Origin of the sequence: Henriciella sp., assembly GCF_029937755.1 — a bacterium.
In the GTDB taxonomy this organism is placed as follows: Bacteria; Pseudomonadota; Alphaproteobacteria; order Caulobacterales; family Hyphomonadaceae; genus Henriciella.
Genome location: NZ_JAPYPG010000006.1, coordinates 217,209 through 239,066 on the forward strand (window position 1 = coordinate 217,209; position 21,858 = coordinate 239,066).

The 21,858-nt window shown below is 57.3% G+C and carries 22 protein-coding genes and 1 pseudogene; 15 read left to right on the forward strand and 8 right to left on the reverse strand.

The window, feature by feature from the left end:
• Nucleotides 1-580 precede the first annotated feature (580 nt).
• Genes Q1K29_RS14115 through Q1K29_RS14125 form a run of 3 tightly spaced genes read right to left on the reverse strand, consistent with a single transcriptional unit; the run spans nucleotide 581 to nucleotide 2,705 of the window.
• Nucleotides 581-2,086, reverse strand: a complete 1,506-nt coding sequence (locus tag Q1K29_RS14115; protein WP_300395746.1) for a recombinase family protein — start codon at nucleotides 2,084-2,086, stop codon at nucleotides 581-583.
• Nucleotides 2,083-2,472, reverse strand: a complete 390-nt coding sequence (locus tag Q1K29_RS14120; RefSeq protein ID WP_300395747.1) for a DUF2924 domain-containing protein — start codon at nucleotides 2,470-2,472, stop codon at nucleotides 2,083-2,085. Before Q1K29_RS14120 ends, Q1K29_RS14115 begins: the two co-directional genes overlap by 4 nt.
• Nucleotides 2,469-2,705 carry a DUF3489 domain-containing protein gene (locus tag Q1K29_RS14125; protein WP_300395748.1) on the reverse strand — a complete coding sequence of 79 codons (237 nt, stop codon included), beginning with the start codon at nucleotides 2,703-2,705 and terminating at the stop codon, nucleotides 2,469-2,471. The genes Q1K29_RS14120 and Q1K29_RS14125 overlap by 4 nt, the downstream gene beginning before the upstream one ends.
• Before the next feature lie 179 nt (nucleotides 2,706-2,884).
• Here Q1K29_RS14125 and Q1K29_RS14130 point away from each other — a divergent pair, with 179 nt between their 5' ends.
• Nucleotides 2,885-3,088 (forward strand): hypothetical protein, encoded by a 204-nt coding sequence (locus tag Q1K29_RS14130; protein WP_300395784.1) that lies wholly within the window; start codon nucleotides 2,885-2,887, stop codon nucleotides 3,086-3,088.
• A gap of 258 nt (nucleotides 3,089-3,346) precedes the next feature.
• Here the strand turns inward: Q1K29_RS14130 and Q1K29_RS14135 are convergent, their stop codons facing one another.
• The 3 genes from Q1K29_RS14135 to Q1K29_RS14145 are packed head-to-tail and all read right to left on the reverse strand — an operon-like array spanning nucleotide 3,347 to nucleotide 6,707.
• Nucleotides 3,347-3,835, reverse strand: a complete 489-nt coding sequence (locus tag Q1K29_RS14135; protein ID WP_300395749.1) for a Mov34/MPN/PAD-1 family protein — start codon at nucleotides 3,833-3,835, stop codon at nucleotides 3,347-3,349.
• Nucleotides 3,832-5,607: an E2/UBC family protein gene (locus Q1K29_RS14140; protein ID WP_300395750.1), complete on the reverse strand. Its 1,776-nt coding sequence runs from the start codon at nucleotides 5,605-5,607 to the stop codon at nucleotides 3,832-3,834. The genes Q1K29_RS14135 and Q1K29_RS14140 overlap by 4 nt, the downstream gene beginning before the upstream one ends.
• Entirely contained in the window at nucleotides 5,604-6,707 is a 1,104-nt protein-coding gene (locus Q1K29_RS14145) for a cyclic GMP-AMP synthase DncV-like nucleotidyltransferase (RefSeq protein ID WP_300395751.1), read from the reverse strand. Before Q1K29_RS14145 ends, Q1K29_RS14140 begins: the two co-directional genes overlap by 4 nt.
• A gap of 149 nt (nucleotides 6,708-6,856) precedes the next feature.
• On the opposite strand from Q1K29_RS14145, the gene Q1K29_RS14150 reads away from it, so the two are divergent.
• The 3 genes from Q1K29_RS14150 to Q1K29_RS14160 all read left to right on the forward strand — a co-directional run bounded on the left by Q1K29_RS14150 (nucleotide 6,857) and on the right by Q1K29_RS14160 (nucleotide 9,797).
• Nucleotides 6,857-7,690, forward strand: coding sequence for a hypothetical protein (locus Q1K29_RS14150; protein ID WP_300395752.1), 834 nt, complete (start codon nucleotides 6,857-6,859; stop codon nucleotides 7,688-7,690).
• Between the two features lie 548 nt (nucleotides 7,691-8,238).
• On the forward strand, nucleotides 8,239-8,955 hold the full coding sequence (locus Q1K29_RS14155) for a DUF4145 domain-containing protein (RefSeq protein ID WP_300395753.1): 717 nt from the start codon (nucleotides 8,239-8,241) through the stop codon (nucleotides 8,953-8,955).
• Nucleotides 8,956-9,035: 80 nt separating this feature from the next.
• Entirely contained in the window at nucleotides 9,036-9,797 is a 762-nt protein-coding gene (locus tag Q1K29_RS14160; RefSeq protein ID WP_300395754.1) for a hypothetical protein, read from the forward strand.
• Between the two features lie 215 nt (nucleotides 9,798-10,012).
• On the opposite strand, the gene Q1K29_RS14165 is transcribed toward Q1K29_RS14160, so the two are convergent.
• A complete protein-coding gene (locus tag Q1K29_RS14165) occupies nucleotides 10,013-10,507 on the reverse strand; it encodes a hypothetical protein (protein WP_300395755.1) in 495 nt (164 codons plus the stop codon).
• A 114-nt stretch (nucleotides 10,508-10,621) separates the two neighbouring features.
• Here Q1K29_RS14165 and Q1K29_RS14170 point away from each other — a divergent pair, with 114 nt between their 5' ends.
• The 6 genes from Q1K29_RS14170 to Q1K29_RS14195 all read left to right on the forward strand — a co-directional run bounded on the left by Q1K29_RS14170 (nucleotide 10,622) and on the right by Q1K29_RS14195 (nucleotide 15,605).
• On the forward strand, nucleotides 10,622-10,837 hold the full coding sequence (locus Q1K29_RS14170; protein WP_300395756.1) for a helix-turn-helix transcriptional regulator: 216 nt from the start codon (nucleotides 10,622-10,624) through the stop codon (nucleotides 10,835-10,837).
• Nucleotides 10,821-11,276, forward strand: a complete 456-nt coding sequence (locus tag Q1K29_RS14175; protein WP_300395757.1) for a hypothetical protein — start codon at nucleotides 10,821-10,823, stop codon at nucleotides 11,274-11,276. Before Q1K29_RS14170 ends, Q1K29_RS14175 begins: the two co-directional genes overlap by 17 nt.
• Before the next feature lie 78 nt (nucleotides 11,277-11,354).
• Nucleotides 11,355-12,656, forward strand: a complete 1,302-nt coding sequence (locus Q1K29_RS14180) for a DNA methyltransferase (RefSeq protein ID WP_300395758.1) — start codon at nucleotides 11,355-11,357, stop codon at nucleotides 12,654-12,656.
• 2 nt (nucleotides 12,657-12,658) lie between these two features.
• Nucleotides 12,659-13,048 (forward strand): DUF5681 domain-containing protein, encoded by a 390-nt coding sequence (locus tag Q1K29_RS14185; RefSeq protein WP_300395759.1) that lies wholly within the window; start codon nucleotides 12,659-12,661, stop codon nucleotides 13,046-13,048.
• Nucleotides 13,045-14,508 carry a phage terminase large subunit gene (gene terL / locus Q1K29_RS14190; RefSeq protein WP_300395760.1) on the forward strand — a complete coding sequence of 488 codons (1,464 nt, stop codon included), beginning with the start codon at nucleotides 13,045-13,047 and terminating at the stop codon, nucleotides 14,506-14,508. Before Q1K29_RS14185 ends, terL begins: the two co-directional genes overlap by 4 nt.
• Nucleotides 14,509-14,606: 98 nt before the next feature.
• Nucleotides 14,607-15,605, forward strand: a complete 999-nt coding sequence (locus Q1K29_RS14195) for an ATP-binding protein (protein ID WP_300395761.1) — start codon at nucleotides 14,607-14,609, stop codon at nucleotides 15,603-15,605.
• Here Q1K29_RS14195 and Q1K29_RS14200 read toward each other — a convergent pair.
• Entirely contained in the window at nucleotides 15,577-17,091 is a 1,515-nt protein-coding gene (locus Q1K29_RS14200; RefSeq protein WP_300395762.1) for a DNA cytosine methyltransferase, read from the reverse strand. The two genes, Q1K29_RS14195 and Q1K29_RS14200, sit on opposite strands and share 29 nt — an antisense overlap.
• Nucleotides 17,092-17,155: 64 nt before the next feature.
• Between Q1K29_RS14200 and Q1K29_RS14205 the strand changes: the two genes are divergently transcribed.
• The 5 genes and pseudogenes from Q1K29_RS14205 (at nucleotide 17,156) to Q1K29_RS14225 (ending at nucleotide 21,772) form a co-directional block, all read left to right on the forward strand.
• Nucleotides 17,156-17,599, forward strand: coding sequence for a very short patch repair endonuclease (locus Q1K29_RS14205; protein ID WP_300395763.1), 444 nt, complete (start codon nucleotides 17,156-17,158; stop codon nucleotides 17,597-17,599).
• Between the two features lie 197 nt (nucleotides 17,600-17,796).
• A protein-coding gene (locus Q1K29_RS14210; protein WP_300395764.1) for an IS3 family transposase occupies nucleotides 17,797-18,899 on the forward strand; the annotation gives its coding sequence in 2 pieces (ribosomal slippage) (nucleotides 17,797-18,058 and nucleotides 18,058-18,899; 1,104 coding nt in all).
• Nucleotides 18,900-18,934: 35 nt separating this feature from the next.
• Nucleotides 18,935-19,567, forward strand: a pseudogene (locus tag Q1K29_RS14215) (IS3 family transposase); the annotation flags it as partial.
• 244 nt (nucleotides 19,568-19,811) lie between these two features.
• Nucleotides 19,812-21,050: a glycosyltransferase family 4 protein gene (locus tag Q1K29_RS14220; protein WP_300395765.1), complete on the forward strand. Its 1,239-nt coding sequence runs from the start codon at nucleotides 19,812-19,814 to the stop codon at nucleotides 21,048-21,050.
• Nucleotides 21,044-21,772 (forward strand): class I SAM-dependent methyltransferase, encoded by a 729-nt coding sequence (locus tag Q1K29_RS14225; RefSeq protein WP_018147850.1) that lies wholly within the window; start codon nucleotides 21,044-21,046, stop codon nucleotides 21,770-21,772. Before Q1K29_RS14220 ends, Q1K29_RS14225 begins: the two co-directional genes overlap by 7 nt.
• The last annotated feature ends 86 nt before the right edge of the window (nucleotides 21,773-21,858 follow it).

Consider the following 21,858-nt stretch of genomic DNA (forward strand, 5'->3'; position numbering starts at 1 on the left):
CTTTTAGGCAAAAGTCTCCGTCGCCCAATTTTTCAGTCAAGTTTGGGGGCAAGTTCCCTGATAATGGGCGATTTACAGGGAATTTCGTCGAATTAACAGGGATTCCATCGATTTCGACCTCGGATAAGTGTCGTAAATACAGTGTCTTAGGCGACAAATTCCCTAAGCGCAGGAACAGGGAATTTACATTCAAGAACAGGGAATTTTGCGAGCATAACAGGGAATTTCCGCCGACGGATCAGGGAAGCCCAATAGTGACGGGCCTTTTCGCGATTGCGCGTGCATGGCTGGGTTCTGCGAGCGTTGGAAATAGCCGATAGAAAATCGGGATCGTGAACCCGGCCATGGGGCTCGCGTGTTGTTCGAAAGTCGCGCTAGTACGGGCCCGCTCGAGGTGGTCAACCGGCGTTCGTTCTTTATCGCAGCGGACTTAAGTCATGGGTTAGTCATAGGCCAAGTCATACCCTTAGTCATAGGCTAAGTCATATGACTAAGGGTATGACGGATAGGGATATCCCAGGTCCTGAGAGAAGCGTGTTGAAGGTCCTGCAGGGAATGAAGCGAGCGCTCGCGCAGGAAGCTAGGAGAGGAAAATCGCGTCCTGCTCGTTCCATTTCACGGGGATCGAAATCTTGGAAAGCTGGTAGGCCGAGATGTGCGGGGCCTGGCGTCCTTCGCTGATAGCTTCGAGAATTCGAGGTGACAGGAAAGCGAGATCCAGATTGTGCGTGATGTAAGACGGCGAGACGTTTTGATCATTGGCAATGTCGCCAATGGAACGTCCAGCTTTGATGGAATCCAGCCAGTCCATGGCCTGGACGATACGGCGGATCAGCGCTCGATCCAGTTTTCGGCGAATGTTCTGTCTGTCCAGAACGAGCTTGCGTTCGACACCGCGCCGGCGTTGCGAAAGTGGTATGCAGATGGGCGGCGTCTCCTTTTTTCCAGCCAGATGGATTGCCAGCTCGCCCGAGCCGACGACCAGACGTTCAACCTGGTTCAGCGTTTCGCGCTGCGATGGCTCGCCGGTGCTCGGCTGATGTTGGACTACCAGGCGATGGACCAGCGCGTTGAAGACAACCTGCTCCAGCTCGCTCGCTGGCAGACGGACCTGATCATCTGCGGAGACGTAGTAGCGATAGCGTTGCTGCCCCTTCCGGGCATGATGCGCATAGAAGGCGTGACCCTGATGATCGAACACTTTGCCAGCAAGCGGCGACGGGTTGGCGGCGTTCTTCCGGGTCTTTCTTGCGACGCGATTGTGCGCCAGCGTTTCTTGAACCCTTATCCAGAGCGCCTCTGAAATGATCGCCTCATGCAGGCCGTCATAGACCTGGTCGCGATGCTTGATCTTGCCGCGATACAGCGGGTTGGAGAGCAGCTGATAAAGATGGCCAGTTCTGAACGGCTGACCGCCTGTCACCCGACCTGAGGCAAACTCATGCTGCTTGGTTTGAAGACCCGCAGTATCGGCATAGTCCTTCAGTTTCCGGACCGAGCCGAGGTCCACATATGCCTGGAACAAGGTCCTGACTATTTCGGCTTCGGCGGTGTTGATCACGAGGCCTGCGTCGGTCTTGTCGTAGCCAAGCGGCAGAACGCCGCCCATCCACATTCCCTTCTTCTTGGAGGCTGCGATCTTGTCGCGGATCCGCTCGGCTGTGACCTCCCGCTCGAACTGGGCGAAGGAGAGCAGGACGTTCAGCGTCAGTCGGCCCATGCTGGATGCAGTGTTGAACTGCTGTGTCACCGAGACGAAGGACGCGCCCGTTGCCTCGAACCGCTCGACCAGCCGGGCGAAGTCTGCGAGCGAGCGCGTAAGTCGGTCGATCTTGTAGACCACGACCATGTCGATGCGGCCGGCTTCGATTTCAGCGAGTAGGGCTTGAAGGGCAGGACGGTCCATGGTCCCACCGGAGATCCCGCCATCATCGTAGCGCTGTGAGAGGAGCTTCCAGCCTTCATGCCGTTGAGATCGGACATAGGCCTCGCAGGCCTCCCGCTGCGCATCGAGCGAGTTGAAGGCCTGGTCGAGGCCTTCGTCGGAGGACTTTCGCGTATAGATGGCACAGCGGATCTTCTTCATGTCTGCACACCGAAGAAGCGAGGGCCGGACCACTTGGTACCTGTGATCTCCTTGGCGATGGCGCTAAGGGATCGCCAAATCCTGCCGTTCCAGAGATAGCCGGCCTCGGTGATATCGACCGTGTGTTCGACGCCGTTCCACTCCCGCACCAGGCGCTGGCCGTTGCTCGCTGGTACAACGCCGGTGGTCGCAATGCCTGCGAGGCGCCTAAGCTTTCTCACCAGAGCCGCGCGAGGTTGGCCCGAGGCCTGCCATTGCTGCTCGCATGTCAGGACCTTCACCATCATGGGCGAGCGAAGTTTGGTTGGTGGCGCTGAACCGATCATCTCGGTCCAGCACTCGATGAGCTCGACTCGCGAAAGGCTCTCGAAGTAGGCCTGCCTCACGCCTTCTCTCCGCGAAGTTTGAACCGGGCAGGGGACTTCTCGGTCTTTTCGATCCGATCAATGACATAGCCGCGCTTGCGGAGCCGGGTCATCGCGGCGCGGACTGTGTGCGGCTGCCAGGTTAGCAGGTTGGAAAGCTGCTTCAGTGTCTGGCCCTTGCCGGTCAGGGCCTCGACCAGGCGGGCTTCCTTGGTGCCGTCTTTGGGGACGTCGATTGTTTGTTGGTCGGTCATGGCTTGTCTCCTTTGGATCCGTGGGCGCGATTATTCGCTCCCACTGAGACAAGCCCGGGCCGATACCGGGCCGCGCTTTCTATTGTCGAAGACAGCAATGCTCCGAATGCGCCGCGAGTCCAGCGACCCGCGAAAAAGCTGCGTGGACAGTTTCGGCGAAGGTGCGCCATGTGGCCGACATGGACGAGCTAGACCCAATCCGTGAACTGGTTGTTGAGGCGATGGCCGAGTTGGAACAAGCGCTGGTTGACGGGCTATCGGCGCAGGCGCCGCGGTCCGGGAAGCAGGACATCAAGCTTGGATTGGCGGCTCTGAAGCGGCGGATTGAAGTCGCTTCTCGCAAAGTTGAAGAGGCTGAGCGCCGTCTTTCGGACGTCAGCTAGATCCCGTAAGCGGGCATTAGCCGCACGGAAAAACTTCCTATTAGCGGACATAAAGAAACCGCGAATTGATTCCATTAGTAGGCATCACCGGCCCGTCAGACCACGTCCTAAAGCGAACAAATTAAGACGGTCGATTGCCCCTCACGCTCTGGCACTACGCTTCATGAGCTTCGTAGCTGGCGACTTGCTTCCGCGACAGGGCTGAATCATTGGACGGTTACGGTAGAAGTGGTTTCGCGACCGCAATGTCTAATGGCACTATATCTGTGTCAGCCGACGAACCCGACGGCCATTGACCAGAGCGACGTAGAGATCGCTTGCATTTTCGCTCGTACCGACAATCACCATCAGGAAATTGCGCAATTCCGATTTTGACGTGCGAAACAGTTTCTTGGCAGTGATTACATCGATGCTTGAGGGGCTGGGCTTGTATTCTGGGTGGCTATGCCAGTCGCCGAGATAGTGAAGGCCGGCAGAAAAGGCTTCGTCGATTTCCGCCTGTTCGGTGGCTTGAAGCCTGGCAAATCCGAATCGTGAGCGAACATCGTCTCGGCTAGGAATAGTGACGGTGACGATTTGAACAGCATCGTCGGAGAAGGTTCCAAGTAACTGTCCACCGGATTCAGGTTGAGATGGTTTGAGTTGGCGCTCTGAATAGAGCGTATCGAGCGCCCTTGCGTCAAAGACTAGGCGCTTAAATGTCCGGCCAAGCGCGCATGCAGGTAATGGATATATGAGTGACGTCATACGTGCGGACCGCAAAGCGGGCATTCTGCGCCAAGCGCCCACGGCCGGGATACACGGGCTCCATGAGGGCCAGAGTCGAACTCTGATTTGAACGCGGCGGTGCGCTCTGCGTTACCCGCAGCTAGGACTTCATCGCTGGCAACCCAGATGCTGTGCCGCGCGCCAGCAGGTGTTGCTGTAAGGTGCTTTAAAGCTTCAGATGCGCAAAAGCCGCTCGTAAATGCAAGTTGGGCCGCACCATACGGCGTGAAGGCGCCCCCGCAAGCTGGTATTCGACGCCAGACTGCAGTTTCGTCCTGTAGCGTCGCTTCGAGCAAAGGCTTTCCAAGACGATCAAACCCGCAGCGCAGGCAGGCACCGTTCGGGAGTGTCAGAACGCTGTGGGCCGCGAGCGCTTGGGGTTCGTGCCAGATGGTCTGCAGGGGGACGTCCCAACTTCTGGCCGCATCCGCAATCAAACTCATAGAGGCCCATTCGCCGGTCGCCGAGATGACAAGATCGGCTGAATCCAGACTGGGCAATTTATCAATTACGCGGATATCAACATGCGCGTCATGGTCGTCGACACCGCGTAAGTGTGGAAAGCGCTTGGTCAAATGCTTGGCAAGCGCTTTGGCCTTGTTTTGATCGACATAATCGGCGCCAAGTGGGTGCCGAGAAGTATTGGTTCGGTCCAAGTACTGCCCATCATATAGCGTGAAGTGGCCAAGACCGGCTTGAGCCAATAGAACGGCCACGCTCGCGCCCAATGCCCCACATCCGATAACGAGCACAGACGAGCTTTCTAGTTGCCCGATATCTCCGTCGTGGTCGCGGCCATGCACCCAGGCGGGGTCGATGCGATCAACAATCGCTTTTTTGGCTTGGCGTGCTGGTGATGTGGCATATCGCTTCGCATGAGCAGCTGGAACGTGGCCCGGCCTGAAACCCTTTTGTAGTTTTTTCTGATCGGGTCGTTCGATATAGACCGCGCCAAAACACACCCCGGTTTCAACTGGTGCGCCGATGAGCACGTCAGTGGTTTGAGAGACATCGAGTAAGGGGGCATAGTCGCGATCTCGACCAGCGCTCTCGCGGATCAAGGCCTCAACATCGCTTGCATGAACGGGATAAGCGTCCGGGATGAGCGGCGTATCAAGCCAGACTAAGACCGCATCATAGAGTTTCCAGCCTTCTCTGGGTGCCGGCCCGTTTGCATGATCGAGCCAATTACAAAGCGCGTCATCAGTCTCGCCCAAGACCCGAATAAGCGATGTCTTGTTTTGACCGCGCCAGGCGCGAATGCGGCGGGTCGGCCCGTGCGGGCGAACAAGGCTTCGATAGATCGGCGCGCCCTGGTCAGTGGCGAGGCTCCAATAAGACTGAAACTCTTGTCTAAACGCTGCGTCATGGTTTTCTGATTTGCTGCGCGCAACCAGAGCACGCGCCTCGTCGATGAGATGCACAGCGACTTGATCCGGACTGAGGGCGTCAATATTCGTCTCTGCTGGATAGACGCAGAGAAGGCCAAGGCGTTCAACGTGCGGCCAGACGAGAAGAAAAGCTTCGTCTTCCAGTGCAATGCGCGGTGGGCGATAGGGAAAGGCGCGGTCTAGCAGCAAGCGCAATGGCGGGTCGCCGGGAAGGCGCCAACCATAGTCGACGCCGTGGCGGTGATATGGTTTTAGATCGCCCTCGCTGAGTGATTTGGCCCCATAGTCAGCGATGAGAAAAGTGCCAAGGGCATTGGCGAGATCGCTCCTGGTCTCAGAAAATCCGTCTTGTGCGGTCATGCATTTGTGCGGCCACCGCCCTTAGAGACCGCTTCTTTCGGTTCCCAACTTGATTTTTCGCGCGCGGTTGAAAGTGCGGCGACGCCCTCTGCTATTCTGGCGGCGACGGCAAGGCCGGCCGCGAGCGCATCACTAGATTTGACAGCACTTCCTCTCTCTGTTGATTTTCGATCTTTGAAGTATGTGTCTCCATAGAGTCCGGACCACGCGTCAAGCGCATTATCTTCGCTTTTTGCTGAAGCAATGGCATTGATGTGCGGCGTCAATTCATTAAGCCGCTGAAGCAGATAGTTTGCCCGTGCATCCTCGCTGCCAGCAACCTCATCATAAGGCGGCACAGGGCTCTCAATGACCAAATTCCACTGCAGGCGATTTCGCATGGCGAGTAGGGTAGCATAAAGGGCGTAATCATCGCGTCCCTCACTCGCCACGAAACAGTCTGCGGCAAGAATGGTGGTGCCATATCCAGACAGGATGCGTTTGCGCCAGCTTTTGCGGCTATTGGTCAGTTTTTTAATGTCGCGAACGATCCGGCGAAACTGTCGGCCGTTTTCGGTGTCCGGACTGAGGTTTTGGTTGGTCGCGTCAAACCAGATTGAGACGTCGCGCGCATCAGAGCGAGCCCATTCCGCGCCGGCAAGTTCGACATATTCTTTCTCGTCTCCGAATGCATCGGTCTGTGTAACAATCCGATAAATCGGCACGTCAACATTATAGCCCGCTGCGTAACGCACCCGAATACAATTGGTATGCAGTTCAGGCGGTGTCGCAAACGATCCATCATTGAGGGCGTCATAGACCATTTTTCGCGCCTGCAGAGGGCTCATATCGCCGCCATTTGGTCCAATCAAAGCCGCCTTGCGAAAATATACCCCGTCATCAATATCGTAGTCTTTGTTGGGATACTTCACCATTGTCTTGTCAGCATACGAGCCCTGGCTTGCAAAAAAGGCAGGCGCTGGTTTGTCTTCGGCTTTCAGTCTGTTTTTGATCCGGGAGCGGTTGGCGTCGCGGCGGTCGCGCATTTCATTGCGCTCGACTTGCGGCAAGGTAATCTCGTCATTGTGATAGGCGACAATATGTTTATGGCAATCGATCATAAGGATTCTCAGCGTCTGAAAAGCTATGGCCGACATTCACGACCCGCAGAACACACGATATGGTGCTCGTTCTATATACGTTCTCGGCACATATAGCGCAAGAGCCATGGCGGAACCAAATCGCGCCAAGAGACAGTAAGGTGATTCTGATGCTAGGTATCGATGAAAAGCTGACCCGCTTGATTGGTTACTCGCGCGTGGCTTTCGACACAGCTCAGGCGTCTCAAGCCTGGGCCTCAAAACTGCAATGGTTCTTGGCAGCTATCGTAGCTATCGCAGTTTTCTTACCCGGCGAAACCTGGGCCATGATTATGGCGGGACTTTCCTTCATGGGCGCGCTCGTCATTACCGGACTTGGTCTGCGTCAGCGTAAATTCCGACGGTATGGCGAGCGGGTGCGCCGGGCAACTCTGCTTGCAAAAGGTCTGGGACATGAATTATCCGCCCATGAATATCGCCGCATAGAAACCGGATTTGAGGGCGATGCGGAGAGTTTGGCTGAGAAGGCTGATGGGAAATACTATGCGAGCGCAGTACCGCCTGGCGAAGGCCGACTGATCGAAAATCTTTATGAGAGTGCGTTCTGGTCTGAAGATCTTTATCGCCATAGCTCAAAGCGCGCCTGGATCAGGTTTGGAGCGATGATGGTCGCCGTGATCATCATTGTGATCATGACCATGCCGTTTCTAGACGGTGATATGGAAATTGTGCTGTCGCGCGTCGTGTTGGTGATCATGACGCTTTTGGTGTCGCGTGAAATATTTGGGGATGCGATGGATTATGCAGCCGCCCAGCATGAAGTAGAGCTCATCTTGGAACGTTTGGAAACGCTGAAAGACAAAGCGGATAAAACCGCTGACCTCATGTTGATTCTCGGCGACTACAATGCGTCAGTTCAATCTGCCCCGATGCCGCAGTCGGGTGTTTACGAAGCGCGGCGCGCCTCGATCACCAAAGCGTGGGATGCACATAAAGCAAGCTAAGCTCAGCGCCACCCAGCACCTGATCCCCATTTTTCATCAAATCGCTTAAGCTCGGTCGTTGGTATGGGCACAAGCGCGAGCCCTCATCAGGTGTTATAGCTATTTTTGTTTTGTCTCCTTTTGCGCTCATTTGAGCCGAATGAGGCCCGCTGATCCTCAGGCCGGACTTGGCCAACTGTGGACGTTCGCAGCGACGGTGTGGCGCCTCAGCTCGATCCACGATCGGTCAGGTTTTCCGTTACGCGATCGCGACGGCACGGGCAGAGAATGACCCGACCTATGGGCTTCGCGGCGCGCTGATCGCGCCGAAAGCCGGCTAAAATGACTATCGAACGAATAGCTATTGTAGCCAAATGGGACAAAAAGGTGGCGCTCCGAAAGCTAGCAATTGACCGTAGTAACTCTTACGAGGGTCGGCCGGCGAGCGTTGCGGGATCGTGGGCGTGGGAGCCTGAACCGCTAAAAGCTTGTTACTTCAAAGTTGACGGCCCAAACAGTTGACTGTTCATTGCTTCAGAAAGCATGGCAGGTCATGCACGGGAGGCTTCATGGAAGAGGGCGTGACGGTTCGAGGCGAATGTCCAAGCTGTGGCGGCGAGAGAAACGCCCGAGCTGAGAAGGTATTTAAGCACAGACAGTTCGCCGACGGAGATGAAGATATCTTCGTCGATGACACCCACGCAATCCTTCGTTGCCTCGGCTGCGATACGGCGTACTTCCGCACAGACTCTTGGTTCTCAGAGGACGTCGATACTCGTTACAATCACATCACCCAGGAAACCGAGCAATTCTGTCCAGTAAAGCATACATATCATCCATCGCCTATCCGGCGTGACCGTCCTGATTGGTCCGAGAGGATCAGGGCCACGGACCGGGACCTTCAGCGTCTCCTCAACAATACCTATGATGCTCTCGATGCCGACCTTGCCGTGCTGGCCGCGATCGGAACCCGGACCGTGTTCGACAGGGCCTCGGAGCTTCTCGGAGTGGAACCGGCGAGAACTTTCGCCGAGAAGCTGAACGAACTCAGAGCAACCGGAAAGATCGGCGACGTTGAGCGCGAGCACCTAAGCGCTCTTGTCGACGCAGGCAGTGCTGCTGCGCATAGGGGCTGGGAACCGTCTGCCGAGGAACTGGACACGATGGTCACAATTCTGGAGGGCTTCCTGCACCGCTCATTTGTTCTGGCACCCCAGGCTGGAGCTCTCAGAGGCTCGGTACCACCGAGGCCAAACCGACGACCGGCGGTCGGAAATCAAGGGTAATCTTGAGGGTTTGGTTTGATGAGCTCTGTGGCTTCATTCGCAAGTTACGACGTCCGACAATCAGAAAGGAGGAAGCCACCATGCTGACCGGCCCATTCGTTTGGGAGTTCAATGTAAAATACCAAGATCCTTTCCTGGCGGTCATAAACGGCGACCTAGCTCACCAAGACGTTGATGTCCTCGTAGACACCGAGGATGCCAAGCCGGACTGGTTTACCGCCTCTTCACGTCACCTTGAACGAGTATCAGAGCCGCAGGAGGCTTGGGATCGGATGACTGCGCTCGTTCGGCTTTGCCGAAGTGCCTACGCTATTCGTGGGAAAGCCTTCGAGTTTAGCCTCGCCGATGTTCACAAGACCGGATCTCCTAGCGTCGAAAACGTAAACGCAAATGACTCTGGCCTGCTCTTTCCTTTTGACGAGAGACTGTGCAGAGCACAGCGCAACGGTTTTATTCTGAGACAAGCCAGCGGAGAGGCTAGCGCCTGCTGGCTTTTTGTCTCTCGTTATGACCCAATAGTTCTATCGGTGCTAAACTTCGTTGGCATGGCAGGCCTAAATTGGGTGACGCTCTACGCCCTGATGGAGTTTTGCACACACTGCGGTTGGAGCAAAGTCAGGTTGCAACAGAAAGGAGCAATAGACGGCGACTCTTCTTGGCTGAACCGGTTCACGCACACCGCCAATTCGTTCGAAGCCATCGGACCGCTATCCCGTCACGGCCCTAAGGGCCAGCAACCCCCAAAGAATGAGATGTCGCAACCAGAAGCCCAGAAGCGGATACTGGCGTGCATCAGAGTTCTTCTTAAAGAATGGGTCGATGCGTTCGCTGAGTCACTGTGAAGCCGCTTCGAGTGCAAAGGCCTTATACCGCTTCGACCAGGGCCTGAGGCTCTCTAAAGGCATCTCGGGGGGGGGGGTAGTCGTCGATCACGTTCAGCATCCGGAAGCGCCGTGCCGGACCGTAGACGTCAGACACGAAGTCGAGGCTCCCGCGCTTCGATGGACCGTCGGGGACTGGCATCGGCTCAAGCCCGCTGATTGGCGTTCGATAATCGTTAGCCGAACATCGCATCCACTAACTCACCGACATCGTCCAGCTGGCGGAAATCCGACCGGCTCAGCCGGCGAAGACCCGGCCGCTCGGCTTTCACGCCCGCGCTGTTGGCGCGCGTATGTCGAACCGCTCTTTCCCCTAAATCCGGAAGTGACTGTCCGGGCGACGCACCTTTCCAGAGAAAGCGATCGAATGTGAGCGTTTCGGGATCGAACCAGATCCAGATGATGCAGCCGGATGGTTTGCGGGCGAGAGCCGTCTGGACGCCAACCTCCCTCGTCTTCGCCGTTCTGTGAGACGCCTTGAGCTGGACGTGCCGCATGATGCCGGCCACTTCGATGACCAGATCATAGCCATTGTTATCCACCTGTGTCTGGAGCACTTCCACGTCGCGCTGGCCGCGTCGCCAGAGTTCCTTGAGCACTTCGCCAAGGAAGAGGTGCTCGATGAGCTTCTCCCGAAGGCTGGAATGTTCGGTATGGTCGGCAGGCGACATGATCTGCACTGGCTCCTTTCGGAACCATGCATTGCTTCGAAGCTGGACGAAGTCCAGCCGTAAATAGACTCATAGTCTGTAGACCGGAATGATGCATCGACGCCTTGTCGATGAATGGGCATCCGCGATATTCTCAGGAAGAACCTGCGCGACTATCGCAAGGGGGCAGGATACTCCCAGGAAGAGCTCGCGCACGCCGCTGGCCTTCACAGAACCTATGTAAGCGGCGTGGAGCGGGGTGTTCGGAACCCGACAGTCGAGGTGCTGGACAAGCTCGCTAAGCCACTGAACATCCCGACGTGGAAGCTACTCGATGACGGACAAGAGTGATCAATCAAAGTTCGCCAATGTGCGCGCCATCCATTTCCGCAATGCCGAGCGCCGGATCGAACAGGGGCAGTATGTTTCCGCAGAAGAGCTGGCAGACCTTCTGAGAAAGCGTGGCAAGGTGCCGCCCCCAGGCCTGGTTATCGAGTACATTGCCAAGCATCTTGCAGGAGAAATTCGGAAACCTAGCGGGCGCAGGAAGCGCCACGAGGAAACAGTCGCCCGACAGCGTATGATCATGCGCTTCGAATACAAACGCCTTCTCGCGTTGTTCCAGACTGGGCAAACTCTGTCTGAACCGGATCAAGAGCTTTACGGCGAGGCTGCGACCAAAGTGCCCGCCAACGCCCCTCCGGCACAGCGTGCAGCCCGGCTGGTCGCCTCCATCTGGGGTCACGGTCCGGAATCGTGGAAGGACATACAAAACATTCCACCTCCATAATAATAGGCTCTATTTGTTGTGAATGCGCGCCCCACGCGCGCGAATTAAAAAGCCGGCAAGCAAATCGAAAGCCGGCACATGAACACGATCCCTATCCGCGACCTCAACACTACGCTGAAAGATATCGGCGCGCTAAAGCCCAGCCCGCGCAACGCGCGCACGCATAGCAAGAAGCAGGTCGAGCAGATCGCCGAGAGCATCAAGACATTCGGCTGGACCAACCCCGTTCTTACCGATGGCGACGACAATATTCTCGCCGGTCATGGACGCGTCGAAGCGGCGAAGCTGCTCGGCCTGGCGCAGGTGCCCGTCATCCCGCTGACGAACATGACCGAAGCGCAGAAGCGTGCCTATATTATTGCCGATAACAAGCTGGCTGAAAATGCCGGCTGGGATGACGCCATCCTCGTCAGTGAGCTTGGGGAGCTTGCGAAGATGGACCTTGGCTTTGATCTCGAAGTTATCGGTTTCGAGACTGGTGAAATTGATTTCATGCTCGGCGCCGATGACGCGGCGCCCGAGCCGCCCCCGCCCGAGCCAGAAAAGGGACCGGCAATCTCTGCGCCAGGCGATCTCTGGCTTCTCGGCAAACACAGGCTGTTCTGCGGCAACGCGCTGGAGGCGGCTAGTTATCAGCAGCTTCTCCAGGGCGAGGTGGCTGCCGCGATGTTTACCGACCCACCCTATAACGTGCCCGTACATGGACATGTCTGCGGCCTCGGCAAGGTGAAGCACGATGAGTTCGTCATGGCTTCGGGCGAAATGAGCGACGAGGAGTTCCGCGCCTTTCTGACGACCTTTTGCCAGCAGGCAAAGGCCGCTTTGAAGCCCGGTGCGGTCGCCTTCGTCTGCATGGACTGGCGCCACGTTGGCGACCTGCTCGGAACAGGCGAAGCCGATCTGGGCGAGCTCATCAATTTCTGCGTCTGGAACAAGATGCAGGGCGGCATGGGGTCGCTCTACCGCTCACAGCATGAACTGATCCCGGTTTTTCGCACGCCTGGCGACAAGCATCGCAACAACGTCGAGCTCGGCCGGCATGGTCGCAATCGGACCAATGTCTGGGATTACAAGGGCATCCAGGCGCGCCGCGAGGAGCTGAAGCTGCACCCGACCGTCAAGCCAGTTCAGATGATCGCGGATGCAATACAGGATGTGACCGCTCGCGGCGAGATTGTCCTTGATCCTTTTGCCGGCTCCGGCTCGACAATTCTCGCGGCCGAACAGACCGGGCGCGAGGCGCGCTGCCTCGAGCTTGACCCCCGCTATGTCGACGTCGCGATCCGGCGCTACCAGGAAACGACAGGCAAAGAGGCCGAGCACGCGGTGTGGGGGCAGTCGTTCGGTGAAATCGAAGCCGAGAAAAAAAAGGGAATTTGAAGATGTCTGACGGTTACAAGGTTGGATATGGCAAGCCGCCTGAAGATACGCGGTTCGAGCCCGGCAAGTCAGGCAACCCGAAGGGACGCCCTAAAGGTTCGCGGAATTTCGCGACTGATCTGAAGGAAGTGCTCGGAATGAGGGTCGAGATCACCAGTGCAGGCCATAAGACTAGTATATCGACGCAGAAAGCTGCGCTGATGCGTCTTCGCGAGCGTGCACTTAAAGGCGATCATCGGGCGCTTGAAAAGCTGCTCACTCTTGCGGTCGCTCATGCTCCGGCTGAAGATATTCAGGCTGAAAAGCCTGAGCTAGGCGCCGAAGACCGGGCTATTCTCGATCGCGCATTGAGGCGGCAGACAGATGCACCACCACGCGGTGGCTCAAAATGAAGATTCAGAATAAAGAACTGCTCCTGCAGGAGCTTATGAAAGCTGATTTCCGGATATTCCTGGAAAAGGTTTTCCATGAGGTATCGCCGGGCGATGAGTTCGTCGACAACTGGCACCTGGATGCAATCACCTGGCACCTGCGCCAGTGCGCGGAGGGCTCAGTCAGAAACCTGATCATCACTCAACCGCCGCGCTCACTTAAATCGATCTGCGCATCAATCGCGTTTCCGGCATGGCTGCTTGGTCAGGATCCGAAGAAGCGCATTGTCTGTGTCAGCTATAGTCAGGAGCTATCCCTCGAGCTTGCGCGAAAGTTCCGGCAGGTGATCGAAAGCGACTGGTACGCCAGGCTTTTCCCGTCCATGCGGCTGGCAAAGCGGGCAGAGCATGACATTCAGACGACGCGGGGGGGCGGCCGGCTTGCAACCTCCGTCGGAGGCACGCTTACGGGGCGCGGCGGGGATGTCCTCATCATCGACGATCCAATCAAGCCAGAAGATGCTCGTTCTGAATCAGCGCGCCGCCAGGCAATCGAATGGTATGGAGGCACGCTTTCCAGTCGGCGCAACAATGCCAGAACGGCGGTTACCATACTTGTGATGCAGCGGCTTCACGAGGAAGACCTTGCCGGTCACCTGCTTGAATCCGCCACATTCCGCCATCTCGATCTTCCGGCAATAGCCCAGGAAGATCTGCAGGTACCCACCGGACCATCTGAGACGCATGCGTTCAGCCAAGGAGACCTGCTTCAGCCTCTCCGCGAAGATAAAGCCGTTCTGGATGAAATGCGTAGGACAATGGGAAGTCTGGTATTTTCGGCGCAGTACCTTCAGCGCCCGGTCCCTGCCGAAGGCAACCTGATAAAGAAGCGGTGGTTTCCGGAGTATTCGGCAAAGCCCGAGGACGGCCAGGTGCTTCAGAGCTGGGATACGGCATCGTCTGTCCAGAACAGCGCAGATTACTCCGCCTGTGTGACCGCTGTCGCCAGTGATGGCCGCCTCTGCATCGTTGATGTTTTCCGCGAACGCCTGGCCTATCCGGATCTGAAACGCGAGATCATTGACCGCGCGTTGCGCTTCGGTGCGGCCACCGTGCTGCTTGAGGATGCGGGCTCCGGCAAACATCTGCTCGCTGAGCTGAAGCGCTCATCCGACGTCGATCTGCCAACCTTCATCGGGCGCAAGCCGGAAGGCGCAAAGGAGCAGCGCATGGAAGCGGCCTCCGCCATGATCGAGGCCGGCGATGTCCTGCTCCCGCGTGAAGCCCCATGGGTGTCGGTATTCCTTGGTGAAATTCTGGCTTTTCCGAATGCGCGCCATGACGACCAGGTCGATGCGCTCTCGCAGATGATCAACTGGTACAGGCTGAGATCAGGCTTTCCTACCATCGGGATCGGCCGTTTTGGCATAGTCCCGGCCGGAGAGATCATTCGGGGCGAGGCACGCGACGACTGGCTTTAGATGCGGTTCTGAGGCAACAACCACTGGTCGAGTTCTTCATCTTTGATAAATTCTGATATGCGAACCCTCAACGCGCAATATTCAGGGGTTTGCAGAGGATGAAGGAACTCGAACTGCCGCCAAGGGCATCGGCGCTGTCACAGTCAATGCGCGATCTTGGCTACTCTCTAGAGACCGCGATTGCCGATATAATCGATAACAGCATCGCCGCCGGGGCTTCTGCCGTGGATATCTGGTGCGACCCATCCGACAACGACCCCTCGCTCGCAATAGTCGATGACGGCTCTGGCATGGACGAAGAGACGCTTATCGAGGCAATGCGCTATGGCTCCCGCGATCCCGGTCAGGCGCGAAAGTCCACCGATCTTGGACGCTTTGGTCTCGGTATGAAGACTGCGTCCTTTTCCCAGTGTCGCGAACTTACAGTCGTGTCCAGAAGAGGTAATCAACAAACCGCCGCTCAGTGGGATCTTGATCGTCTGGCGCAGGATGCATGGAAGATCGGCCTGCTTGATGACGGGGAGGTCAAAAAGCTGTCCTGGCTGGATGAGCTTCCGGAGACAGGCACCATGGTGCTCTGGAAAAAGCTGGACCGGATGAGCGAGCAGAAGACCGGAGCAGCCGGCGCAGCGCTTCTGACCGAGAAGCTCGCACTCCTCGAAAACCACCTCTCTCTTGTCTTCCACCGCTTTCTGCCAGCGAGTAAAAGTGCTTCGGGCAAACTCGTGATCCATATCAATGGTCATCCTGTCACCGGATTTGATCCATTCTGCCGGTCAAACCCCGCGACCACAGCACTTCCGCCGCAGCATGTCCGCATCAGGGGACATCGCATCCCGATACAGGCGTATGTTCTACCGCATCACAGCATGCTGAGCCGCTCCGAGTATGACTTCTATCGCTCGCGCAGCGATTTCATCTCGAACCAGGGCGCCTACATCTACCGAAACGACCGTCTCATGGCCTGGGGCGACTGGTTCAGGATGATCCCGAAGGGCGAAGCTACGAAATTGGCAAGGGTAGAGATCGATTTTCCAGCAGAACTTGATGAGGAATGGACGATCGATATCAAGAAGTCTCGCGCGCATCCCCCCTGAAGTGCGCGAGCAGCTGAAACAGATCGTTGTCCGGGAAGGTCTGGAGGCGAGCAGCTTCTCTCACCGTGAGGCTGCGACACTGCTCAGGATCCGGATGAATGTAGTAGTGGCCATCCTTTGAAATATGACTGGTCACCGTCGTGGACGGTCGACCTTCAACCTGAACCTTGAACCGGTCTGCAAACTTTCCCGATGTCCAGTTCGAATGAGCCGGCGCAAGCTCGGCAGGAAAGTCGCGGGCTCTCGGCGACTGGCCATCCGTAACGCGAGCAAAGATCGCGCAGAACAGATACCGGGTGAGATCATCCGCCATATGTCCACGGCTTTCATGGTTGATCGTGAACGACAGACGCGGATCCCGAAGAAACCGCTCCAGCTCGTCATTCGAAGGCGGAAGCTCCGAGAGAGTGGATTTTCGCTGCCGGACTTCCAGTTTTGCGGCATCCTCGCAGAGGTTTCGCGCGGCTTCGGTTATGTTCTGGTGAAGTCTGCAGTCGGATGACTGGAGGGCAGCAATGATCTTCCTCGCCCCGGCTCGGACGGCTTCGCTCCACGCCTCGGGCGCGTCACCTCGGCTCAGGCCGCTGCGAAGGGCTGGCAGGTTGGCAATCACATCCTGCGTTGTTCTTCGCTCTCCCTGATGGCGAAGAAAGGTCTGCGTGAGCCTTTCCGTGGTCTCCTCGATCAGGTCCTTGCGCACGCCAACGATGAAGACGCGATGCCTTGCTTGCGGGATTCCGAACTCTTCGGCTCTGACTATGAAGTCACGGGGTTTCAGGTTGGGCTCAGCATTCAGCAGGTCTGACTCAGCTGGTGCGAGCGCGAGCAACAGGTACTCATGGCCGATCCTGCCCGGTCTTTCGAGATCGACCATGATTTTCTCGAAGATCCGCTGCTTGCCAACGGAGGATGACAACATGCCTTTCACGTTTTCCATCACGAAAGCTGCCGGCTGGAGCTTCGAGAGAATGGAAATGTACTCGCGGTAGAGAAAGTGGCGATCGTCGGTTTCGGGGTCGTAATCCTTCCGGCCGGCATTCCTTGCACGCCCGATCAGCGAATACGCCTGGCAGGGAGGGCCGCCGATGACGATGAACTGGCGCCCGGTATCGCCGGCACCCGTTTCAAGCAGTTCGTCGAGACGGTCGTATACGAGCTGATCGCCCTCTTCAGACCCGAGTGTCGCAAGAATGGCCTCCCGCTCGGCCGCCTGCCATTCATCAGCGTACATCTCTGCAAGTTCGGCAAGGTCGATTCGACCGCGAAGGAGATCGTAATAGGCTTCCGGCAGTTCGCCATGGTTGAATTGCCGCGTGAATGCTCGCAGCCGTAGAGTCCTGTGGGCCGAGGCTTCCTTTTCCACGGACATGACAATATCGAACGCGCGCTGGCCCGTGTCGTCCAGGATCGATGAGAAACCTTCCGCCAGTCCGCCCGGCCCGGCGAACAGGTCCACGACCTTGTATGGGGTGTTCTGTCTGGTCATTCTGTTCCGACTCGTCTCGACCCGAGGTCTAGCGACAGTCGCTCCGGAAGCGAAGGGAAAGAACATGACCGATGTCGTAGATCGCGCCACACGATCCCGCATGATGGCTGGAATTCGAGGCAGTAATACGAAGCCCGAGCTGCTTCTCCGTAAGGGGCTTCATGCGCTCGGGTTTCGCTATCGCCTTCACGCGAAGGAACTCCCGGGCCGCCCTGATCTGGTCTTTCCGAAACATGAGGCCGCGGTCTTCGTGCACGGCTGCTTCTGGCATCGTCATCCGGGGTGCCGCCTCACGACAACGCCAGGTACCCGGCCCGATTTCTGGAAGGAAAAATTCCGGTCCAATGTCGATCGCGACCAGCGCAATCTCGGTGCTCTGCGGGAGGCAGGCTGGCGGACCGCAGTGGTCTGGGAGTGTGCGCTGCGCGGCGACCAGGTGCCGGGAACCGTACAGACCGTTTCAGCATGGCTCGTGGGTGATACGCCTGATCTCGACGTCGGAGCCTGACGGAGCACGCTCGGACAGATCTTCGCGAGGCGTTTTTGTCAGTTTTTGTGCCCTGATTGACGCGGCTCGGTCTGCCAGATTGTGAACGCGCACGCACCAATGGTGGGGGGTCGCAATTGCTCTGCTCCCCAAAAACTGGATCGTTCTGAACTGGAGTTTCTGGCAGTCTCTGACCCGGGCTGGCAGGAGCAGGATGGATGAAGGCATCGAAATTCACGGACGCGCAAAAGGCGTTCATACTGAAGCAGGGTGAGCAAGGCATCCCGGTGGCAGAAATCTGCCGCAAGGCCTGGATCAGCCAGGCGACCTATTTCAACTGGAAGAAAAAATACGCTGGCTTGATGCCTTCGGAAATGAAGCGCCTGAAGCAGCTGGAGGACGAGAATACCCGGTTGAAGCGGATCGTCGCCGACCTGACGCTGGATCGGGAAATGCTGCAGGATATCATCAAGCGAAAGCTGTAAGGCCTGGTCGCAAAAGAGAGCTGGTCAAAGAGGCTGTTCGGGAGTGGGGCGTGTCGATCCGTCATGCCTGCCGGACCCTGATGCTGGACACGTCCACCTATCACTACAAGCCTCAGCAGCGCTATCAGGCCGTCCTGGAACGACGAATCAGGGAAATCTGCGAGACACGCGTACGCTACGGATGTCGCCGTGTGCACGTCTTGCTTTGCCGTGAGGGCTGGGTTGTGAATGTGAAGAAAGTCCGCAGGATATACAATGAGTTAGGCCTGCAGCTGCGCAACAAGTCACCGAAACGAAGGGTGAAGGCGAAGCTCAGCCGTGATCGCCGGGAAGCTGTGTCTCCGTTGGAAGTCTGGGCGATGGACTTCGTTCATGATCAGCTTGCCACGGTACGGAAGCTCAGGATTCTGACGGTGGTCGACACCTGGTCGAGGTACGTTCCCGCAATCGATGCACGCTACAGTTATCGCGGCGAGGATGTCGTTCAGACCATGGAGCGGATCTGCGCCCAGACGGGGTATCCGAAGATGATCCGCGTGGATCAGGGATCCGAGTTTATCTCGCGCGATCTCGATCTGTGGGCATTTTCGAAGGGCCTCGTTCTCGACTTCTCCCGCCCCGGCAAGCCGACGGACAATGCCTTTATCGAGGCGTTCAACGGCCGGCTCAGGTCGGAGTGCCTGGATGCGCACTGGTTCATGAGCCTGCCAGACGCAAGGGAAAAGCTGGAGGCTTGGCGTGTAGACTACAATCAGCTACGACCTCATAGCGCGATCGGGAACAAAGCCCCGCAAGCGCTGATAAATCACCCGGCCGTCACCAGTCCGGCCGAGTGATGAAAGCCGGGAAACTCCAACCCGGAATGGTCCAATCCTTGGGCTCAGAGCACATTGAGCGGCTGATGCGCATCCAGGCACTGCGGGCGCGTCCGCGCAGACGCCAGCTTCCAAAGGATACAGGGACACGCTCCATCGTTGCTCCGAATACGCTGGAGCGGAACTTCGAGGCTGCCGGCCCGAACCTCAAATGGGTCGCGGACTTCACCTATATCTGGACTGCGGAAGGCTGGCTTTATCTTGCCGTAGTCCTCGACCTGTTCTCCCGGCGCATTGTCGGCTGGTCGATGAAGGAAGCGATGACCACGCAGATGGTCACCGACGCCCTGATGATGGCCATCTGGAGAAGGGGGCGTCCCCGGACGCTGATGCATCACTCTGATCAGGGCAGCCAGTATACCAGCGAGGCCTTCCAGCGCCTGATGACAGACAACGGCATCACATGCTCGATGAGCCGCTCGGGAAACTGCTGGGACAATGCAGCGATGGAGAGCTTCTTCTCATCGCTCAAGACCGAGCGGATCAGGGGCCAGGTCTATCGCACCCGTGATCAGGCGCGCTCCGATGTGTTCGATTATATCGAGCGGTTCTACAAGCCCACCCGCCGGCACTCGACCCTCGGATATCTCAGCCCTATGCAATACGAGGAGCTAGCGATGGAAGCTTAAGTTGCCGTCCATCAAACCGGCAGCAGGCCAGTTATCAAAGGTTTCCAGGGAGATTTTCGAAGGGAAGTCAGATGCGAAGTATTGCTTGTATTGCCCCTGACTGTTCCTAACCTTCGTTATCCTCAGCAGGCACCTTTACGGGTTTCGACGATGTGCCGCATGACCACTTGCTTTCGTCCAGTCCGGCTTTAAGCACCGCGTAATGGTCACCGCACGCCCCCGGCTTCGGCATAGCAGAGTCGCCTTGCCCTCTAAGCTGGCGCCTCTTCGTATTGCGATCCTTGGATATCGCTCGGATTCGAAAGTGGGAGGGCAGGGCGTATACATTGATTATCTGTCTCAAGCGCTGAGCGAGGCGGGGGCGCATGTCGACGTGATTTCGGGGCCGCCTTACCCCGAACTCTCTGGCGATGTACGTCTTTTGAAAATCCCCTCGCTTGACCTCTATGCGCAGCCCCACAATGGGCACTATTCTTTGCGTCCCCGGCACCTGCTGAGCAAGACGGATACCTACGAGTATTTCGGTCATCTCTCTGGCAAGTTTGTCGAACCTTATGTTTTCGGCGAACGCGTATATCGGTTCCTCAAGCAGAGAGCACATCATTACGACGTCGTTCTGGACAATCAGACCCTTGCCAGCGGAATGCTCAGGATTCAGTCAGGTTTGGGATTGCCGCTGGTGACGATGATACACCATCCCGTCACGCAGGATCGAAGGCTCGCTCTCGAAGCCGCGGAAACCTGGCGTCAACGCTGGTTGATCAAGCGCTGGTACGCCTTTCATCATATGCAAATCCGTGTCGCACGCAGGCTGAAGGTGATGACTTGCCCCTCCGAAGCGGCGAAAAGAGACATCGTAGAGGCGTTCGGTGTCGACCCGGATCGTCTCCATCCAATCCCACTTGGTGTCGATCAGAGCGCGTTTCGTCCCAAACCCCAGATTCCACGCGCGAAAAACCGGATCATTTCGACAGCCAGTGCGGACACACCGCTCAAGGGATTGCCGGTCCTTCTGAAGGCCTATCGTCAGCTGCTTGATAATCATCCTGATCTGGAGCTTGTTGTCATTGGAAAGCTTAGGGATGGGCTGGCCCGGCGGATGCTTGGTGAGCTGGGGCTGGAGCACTGCGTGCAATTCAAGAGCGGACTGACCAGGGAGTTTTGCAGGGCCACAATTGCCGTCACGCCGTCACTTTACGAAGGTTTCGGTCTTCCGGCAGCAGAAGCCATGAGTTGTGGCACCCCGGTCATCGTTACGGATGGCGGGGCTTTACCGGAAGTTGCAGGAGATGCTGGCATCGTGGTGCCGCGCGGCGATGCGGACGCGCTCGCGGCCTCGATTGCGCGCTTGCTGGATCATGCTGACAACCGTCTGTCCGTCGGCGAAGCGTGTCTCATGCGTGCGAGGACCGAGTTCGACTGGCGTCAGATCGCGCCGCGCTACCTCTCGCTTATGGAAGAGGCGAGAGCGAACCCATGCTGACAGCGCGCTTACAGCACCTTGGGCTCTCTGCCGGGGACCGCGTACTGGATCTCGGCTGTGGTGAAGGTCGCCACGTTCATGGACTTTATATGATCGGCGGCCTCGAAATCGATGGTATTGATCTCGACGCGGAGGCCCTCGAAAAGGCAGAGGTGGGGCTCAGCTCACTTCCGCCGCCTCGAGGCAGCGATGATGGAGTGGCCCGTTTTGCGCAGGGAGATGCAACGGCTCTGATGTTTGAAGACAACACCTTTGACGCCGTCATCTGTTCAGAAGTTCTAGAGCATCTGCCAGACTATCATGCGGCGATTGCCGAAATTCGCCGCGTGCTCAAACCAGGCGGCGGCCTTTGCATATCCGTCCCACGTGCCTGGCCGGAGAGGATATGCTGGCACCTCGCACCGCCACCGGACGGATATCCTTTTCAACCCGGTGGCCATATCCGGATTTTCGACAAGGTCGACCTCAAAATCTCCATTGAGCGGAAGGGTTTTCGAATGGTGCGCCGCCATTATGCGCATGGGCTGCATGCGCCGCTCTGGTGGTTGAAATGTGCGTTCTGGGCGAGGCGAGATGATCATCCCTGGGTAAAAACCTATCACCGGTTTCTGGTCTGGGACATCATGAAGCGCCCCCCTCTGACGCGGGTTCTGGATGCCCTGCTTACGCCGGTTATGGGTAAGAGCCTCGTCATGTACTTCGAGAAGGAAGGCAAACTCTGATGGATGGCTCTTTCAAGAAAGCGCTGTCCCTTGGAGCAATCGACCTTGAGGCGCCGCTTCAGCGTATCCTTGATCTCCAGACACCG

Bases quoted from the DNA above. Each gene is read 5' to 3' on its own strand.
- Q1K29_RS14205 (WP_300395763.1), top strand. From the start codon at position 17,156: ATGACCGATGTCGTAGATCGCGCCACACGATCCCGCATGATGGCTGGA.
- Q1K29_RS14185 (WP_300395759.1), top strand. From the start codon at position 12,659: ATGTCTGACGGTTACAAGGTTGGATATGGCAAGCCGCCTGAAGATACG.
- Q1K29_RS14145 (WP_300395751.1), bottom strand. From the start codon at position 6,707: ATGATCGATTGCCATAAACATATTGTCGCCTATCACAATGACGAGATT.
- Q1K29_RS14150 (WP_300395752.1), top strand. From the start codon at position 6,857: ATGCTAGGTATCGATGAAAAGCTGACCCGCTTGATTGGTTACTCGCGC.
- Q1K29_RS14115 (WP_300395746.1), bottom strand. From the start codon at position 2,086: ATGAAGAAGATCCGCTGTGCCATCTATACGCGAAAGTCCTCCGACGAA.
- Q1K29_RS14200 (WP_300395762.1), bottom strand. From the start codon at position 17,091: ATGACCAGACAGAACACCCCATACAAGGTCGTGGACCTGTTCGCCGGG.
- Q1K29_RS14130 (WP_300395784.1), top strand. From the start codon at position 2,885: ATGGACGAGCTAGACCCAATCCGTGAACTGGTTGTTGAGGCGATGGCC.
- Q1K29_RS14125 (WP_300395748.1), bottom strand. From the start codon at position 2,705: ATGACCGACCAACAAACAATCGACGTCCCCAAAGACGGCACCAAGGAA.
- Q1K29_RS14135 (WP_300395749.1), bottom strand. From the start codon at position 3,835: ATGACGTCACTCATATATCCATTACCTGCATGCGCGCTTGGCCGGACA.
- Q1K29_RS14160 (WP_300395754.1), top strand. From the start codon at position 9,036: ATGCTGACCGGCCCATTCGTTTGGGAGTTCAATGTAAAATACCAAGAT.
- Q1K29_RS14155 (WP_300395753.1), top strand. From the start codon at position 8,239: ATGGAAGAGGGCGTGACGGTTCGAGGCGAATGTCCAAGCTGTGGCGGC.
- Q1K29_RS14165 (WP_300395755.1), bottom strand. From the start codon at position 10,507: ATGTCGCCTGCCGACCATACCGAACATTCCAGCCTTCGGGAGAAGCTC.
- Q1K29_RS14180 (WP_300395758.1), top strand. From the start codon at position 11,355: ATGAACACGATCCCTATCCGCGACCTCAACACTACGCTGAAAGATATC.
- terL (WP_300395760.1), top strand. From the start codon at position 13,045: ATGAAGATTCAGAATAAAGAACTGCTCCTGCAGGAGCTTATGAAAGCT.
- Q1K29_RS14175 (WP_300395757.1), top strand. From the start codon at position 10,821: ATGACGGACAAGAGTGATCAATCAAAGTTCGCCAATGTGCGCGCCATC.
- Q1K29_RS14170 (WP_300395756.1), top strand. From the start codon at position 10,622: ATGGGCATCCGCGATATTCTCAGGAAGAACCTGCGCGACTATCGCAAG.
- Q1K29_RS14140 (WP_300395750.1), bottom strand. From the start codon at position 5,607: ATGACCGCACAAGACGGATTTTCTGAGACCAGGAGCGATCTCGCCAAT.
- Q1K29_RS14195 (WP_300395761.1), top strand. From the start codon at position 14,607: ATGAAGGAACTCGAACTGCCGCCAAGGGCATCGGCGCTGTCACAGTCA.
- Q1K29_RS14225 (WP_018147850.1), top strand. From the start codon at position 21,044: ATGCTGACAGCGCGCTTACAGCACCTTGGGCTCTCTGCCGGGGACCGC.